The sequence below is a fragment of the Streptomyces sp. NPDC003034 genome, assembly GCF_053591375.1.
In genome coordinates this window covers 1-4,906 of the sequence record NZ_JBSFTS010000055.1, presented here as the reverse complement: position 1 = coordinate 4,906, position 4,906 = coordinate 1, and the positions used below count along the sequence as shown (strand labels likewise).

Here is a 4,906-nt window from a genome sequence, read left to right as displayed (position 1 = left end):
TTCATAGTGTTTCGGTGGTCATAGCGTTAGGGAAACGCCCGGTTACATTCCGAACCCGGAAGCTAAGCCTTTCAGCGCCGATGGTACTGCAGGGGTGACCCTGTGGGAGAGTAGGACGCCGCCGAACTTTTATTGTGGGGAAGCCCCGCACCTTATGGTGCGGGGCTTTCCTGCGTTCTAGACCCTTTTCGACACGGCACCATCTCGCCGTGTCCCTTTGCCCTGGCAAGCTTCCTCATCGGGGGGAGAGACAGCATGCGGCTTGAGCGAGGAGCGACTGGCTTCTGGGGTCCCGGTGACGGACCGGCGAACGAGACGGACGTGGCGCTCTTTCGCAGTGCCTGCTGGGAAACCGCGAGAGGGATCGGTGGCCGTGTCAACCAGTTCTCCGCGGCAGGAGTGTCCAGTTTCCATTCGGGCGTCATCACCAGCCGGGCAGAGCAGCACTTCCTTCTGTGTCATGCTCACTTGCCAGTCGTCGCGTTCGCCGAGCTGCCACCGAGCCAGAACAGCCGCTGTCGCGCTTTGTGAACCCACCACCCTGGGCGGACGCCTTCGAAGCCGTCGGTTTCGGCTGCCTCAGCGTCGAAGACCTGAGCTTGCCGATGTCCAAGGTAGACGTGGCCGAGCTGGCTGAAGCGGAACTAACTCAGGTCCGCTACTGGCGCCCCCAGGTGTTGAGTGACCTGCTCTTTAACTGGTGGGACTGATGGCCACCTGGGCATGGAGCTCGGCGCCAGCAGTCGGGGCGTCGAAGCCTATGAGCCCGCTCGGGGGCGGTACATGAACGGGAACCGTTGCGCTGGGGGCCAGCTGCGGTGAGGGCGGAGGCGGGCCGGCCACGGACGGGTTCTGTTTGCGGGCTTGCCGCAGTGCGGACACGGGAGCGCGACCGTGGCCGCTACTCAGCCCGCGGTGACTCGGGATGCGAAGGCGTCCAGGTGTTCCCACATGCGGACGAGACGCTCGTCCAGGGTGAGTGACTCGTCTGGGCGTCCGGCACGCAGCTTCGGCTGCCGCTTGCCGCGGAGGTACAGCGGGCAGGCGAGGTCGGCACAGACGTAGACGCCGACCGTATTGCCCTCGCGTCCCCGGGCTCCCGCCAAGGGGGCAACCAGCAAGGTGACGCCGGAGGAAGCGTGGCCCGTCAGACAGACCTGGCAGAGGCTGGACTTCACCGCGCTCGTGCGGCTCACGGCGGGAACCCGCAGGGAGATCCCCACCGGGCCGCTCGCACGGGGCAGCACGAGGTGCGCCCGCAGGGGAGCCCCTGGGTCCACCCACCCCAGGAAGTCCAGGTCCTCCCAAGGCAGTTTGGCGAAATTCAGCGGCAGCCTGAGGCGCGCCGCCTCCCCCTTGGTGCAATTCACGAAGGACGATCGAATCTGTTTCTCGGTCAGGGGTTCCACAGGGGTTGACCCTACGGACCTCCCGGACCCGTCTGCATCCCAATATTTCGGAATGTTCCACCCCGGGCAGGTCGGGAACCTCCCCATCACCACGGCCGCCAAGGCCCCGGTCCGGCTGGGCGAGTCGGCTGGCGGATTGAGATGGCTACTGCGAGCTGGAGACGGCCCTGCGCCTGGGCTTCGAGGGCTGCTCGTCCGCCGGCTGGCACCGCCACGTCCCCCTCGTCACCGCAGCCAGCCTGTTCCTCATCTGACAGCGGAGGGGCCAAGACGCTCTGCCAGGGCCCGTCCCTCTCCTCATTCGTCAGATCGACCCGCCCGCGCCCCGGATCGATGCGGAGTAGGCGGAGTAGCACTGATGGGCCGCACGCCCAGGGTCGCTCCCGCCCAGCTGCCCGGTCTGCGACGCTGCCCAGACGAGTGTCTCCGAACGCCTGCGAGGCCTACAGGTCGGGCAGAGTCTCGGAGCCGGTCGGAGGGCGTCCCTCTTCCAACCAGAAGAGATAGCCACGGAGGTGGGCCTGGAGGTCACCATCGAGGTAGGACAGCAGGTCAGCCAACCCGAAAATGGGAAGTGGTCAGAGCCGGATGGGGCGGTGGCGAAGTGCTCGGCCCACTCCCGAAGTCGTGCGCGTTCCTGCCACCAGGCGCGAACGGACTGTGTGGTCCACCACTGGTCGCCGTCCATGCCGTACTGGCCGCAGGGATCGTTCCAGGCCGCGAAGAGCACCCTGTTGACCTCGGCAGGTCTCCGGGGCTGACGGAAGACGAACTCCTGACCGGTCTCGTCGCACATGACGTGCCGTGGTGCGACCTCGGGGCACATCTCGCAGGTATCTGTCTCCGCGCCGTAGAACGGTCTCGGCACATTGCGCCAGTTCCGCTCGGCCCAGCGACCCATCAGGTAGGTCTCTGCCGGAGCAAGGACGGTGACCGTCTCCTTCCAGGGCAGTGCCGTTCCGGCTGACGCACGCACAGCCGGGAGCGGATCCCAGTACCCGGGACGATCGCTCACGCCCGCCTCCTTCACGATTCCCCGCCAAGACTCGGCGAGGGTGTCCAGGATCGGCGTTTCTGAGCAACGATGACCGAGAGGCCACGTGCACGCTGAACTGGACACCCTCGTGACCGCACTTTACGTCGGGTCGACGACGAGATCGGGAGAACCCGAAGCCTCGGTCGACCCCCGTTGTTGAGCGATTCGGAGCTCGTGTGCCTGGCCGTCGCCCAGTCCCTGCTGGCTTCCACTCCGAGTCCCCTGGTTGCGCTACGCGAATAGGCACCTGTCCGACGACATGTTCCCGTACCCGCCGCAGCGCGCGGGCTGCAAACAAGCGGCTTTCGGCCGCGCTGGGGTTGGTCAAGCGGCTGATCCGGGCACTGGCGATGGACAGCGACTCTGGTTCGACAATCACTGGATGACCGACTCGACAATGTCCGGTGGGGCCCGGCGGATATCGCCTGGCGGATCGGTGCCCTGGTCGGGCAGGGTGCCGCGTGATGAGCGATGAGTACGAGATGTCGTACACCCTCCCCGACTCTGTCGAGGCCTGCTGCAACGGGGGCGTGGCCTGGGTGCGGTGCGAGCGCTCAAGGACCCGCGGCGATCTGCCGTGTTCCTGTATGACGGGATCCGCCGTGACTGGCGGTGTGACCAGACCGACGAGCGGGCTCTGTATCTGGCGCGGCTGGTCCGTGATCTGGACCTGTCCCCCCATGCCGATCGTTGACCAGCTGGCGGGGGAAGAGGGGGCTTGCTTGCGGGCCTGCGAGGTAGTGGAGCTGCTGGCTCTCGCCGTATCGGGCGACGCCAGGGAAGGGCTTCGGGCGTATGTCGGCAAAGGCGAGCACTGGGTCTGCGTACTGGAGCAGCTGTCAGCTGGCTGGCCGCCGGAGTGGTGGGAAGACCTCGGTGACGTCGCACGCGCCCGGATCGCCGCAGAAGCGGAGCTTCCGTGGTTCTCCGAGCCGTGGACGCGGTTCGGCATCGAGGTCCAGAGTCGTCCGTTCGTTCCGCGGCCGTCACTGGCCGGCCTCAGCACCGCAGAACTCCTCGCTCTGCTCGCCGGCACTCGCACGGAAGGCACCACGAAGGTCGACGCGCTGCGTGCCTTGAGCGGCCGAGAGCCTGCTGAGGGGCTGATCCCACTGGTTCCCTCGGTGGGCACGGCGGACGGCCGCCGACCCTTGCCCTTGCTCAGGCGGGCCGTTGAGCGCCTGGGCGCCCTCGCCGTACCGGCGGCGCGAGGCCGGACACAGGAGGACTGTCCCTGGCTGGCTCTGCTGGGTGCGGAGGTCCTGGCCGACCACGCCCGACCACGCCGGCCTCGAGGCTTTTGCCGGGGCTGGTGAGCGAACTCCTCGAACGGTGGATGGCGCGGGCCTGGTGCGGCGGTCCAGACCGGACGGCCCGGCGCCTGGCCCGGTTCGGACCTGACGCCGCCGAGGCGGTGCCCTACCTGCGGTGCTTCTGGGGGCACACACCGCACTCGTACGAGCGGACCGCGTACCTGGAGGCACTCGCCGCCATCGACCGGGACGGCTGGAGCACGTGTACGCCGAGTCCCTCTACGAACTGCGAGGAAACGACGCCCGGTGCAGGGGATCACCTCGGCACCCACGAGTCCGGAGACCCTGGGACGGATCGCCGTACTGCGCGATGATCCGATGGAGACGACCGAAGTGAGAGCCGCGGCCTGAGCACGGCTGGTGGCCCCTACCGGCCGGCTGACCTGACGCTGTTCGAACGAGCAACCGCGACCGTCCGGGCGCCTCCCGTTCTCGTGAACAACGGCCCCGGCCTGATCCGGGCGCCTCCCGAGCCGCTGAACAACTCGGGGTGGCGGGGCTTCGCGAGGTCGAATGCCGCAGCCGACCGAAGTGCGCTCGATGAGGCTGGCCCAGGAAGCGCAGGCCGCGGATGACGGGCTGCGGAGACATGGCCCAGGCCTGTACCGCCACAGCCAGGACATGGTCCGGACGCCGACGACCCTCCAGCTCCTCCGTCACGCTACGGGGGTCCGGCGCCCCGCCGGATACCGCCGAGTGCTCGGGCGAGGAAGTTGTTCTGCGGGCCGGCTGCGCGTGTCAGTGAGGACGGCCGCCGCAAGATGAGCGTCGTGGATCGGGGCCGCCCGGGGCGCCCGACCGTCGTCTCGCGGTAGCAGCGTCCCGGGCTTGTGCCTGCGTCGGACCACGTCACCGTGGGGGAGGTGGCGGGGGTCGCTGGAGGGCTTTGACACCACTGAGATTGGGTTGTAGAGTTGAGCGGTTGCCTCGGACTGGACAAGTTCGGCAATGCCGCGTCCGGCGGATTCCGTGTGGACGCGCCCTCGACTCTTCATTCGAGAATCCGAAGCCGGTGAAATCCGGTGGAGAACTTCTGGTAGAGTCGGAATCGCTGGAAAGGGAAACGCGAAAGCGGGAACCTGGAAAGCGAAACCCGCTTCGACCGGGAATCGGACACGAAAGAGTCTGATAGAGTCGGAAACACAGAA

At 67.4% G+C, this 4,906-nt stretch carries 2 protein-coding genes, 1 rRNA gene and 1 pseudogene; 3 read left to right on the top strand and 1 reads right to left on the bottom strand.

Going from position 1 to position 4,906, the window contains the following annotated elements; translation table 11 throughout:
* The first annotated feature begins 10 nt into the window (after nucleotides 1-10).
* Nucleotides 11-127, top strand: a 5S ribosomal RNA gene (gene rrf, locus ACWDX7_RS28325).
* Between the two features lie 778 nt (nucleotides 128-905).
* On the opposite strand, the gene ACWDX7_RS28320 is transcribed toward rrf, so the two are convergent.
* Entirely contained in the window at nucleotides 906-1,409 is a 504-nt protein-coding gene (locus ACWDX7_RS28320) for an FBP domain-containing protein (RefSeq protein ID WP_451493390.1), read from the bottom strand.
* Nucleotides 1,410-2,509: 1,100 nt separating this feature from the next.
* Here ACWDX7_RS28320 and ACWDX7_RS28315 point away from each other — a divergent pair.
* Together ACWDX7_RS28315 and ACWDX7_RS28310 are read left to right on the top strand one after the other, a co-directional pair.
* A pseudogene (locus ACWDX7_RS28315) lies at nucleotides 2,510-2,842 on the top strand (IS982 family transposase); the annotation flags it as partial.
* Nucleotides 2,843-3,125: 283 nt separating this feature from the next.
* Entirely contained in the window at nucleotides 3,126-3,761 is a 636-nt protein-coding gene (locus tag ACWDX7_RS28310) for a hypothetical protein (protein ID WP_451493391.1), read from the top strand.
* Nucleotides 3,762-4,906 lie beyond the last annotated feature (1,145 nt).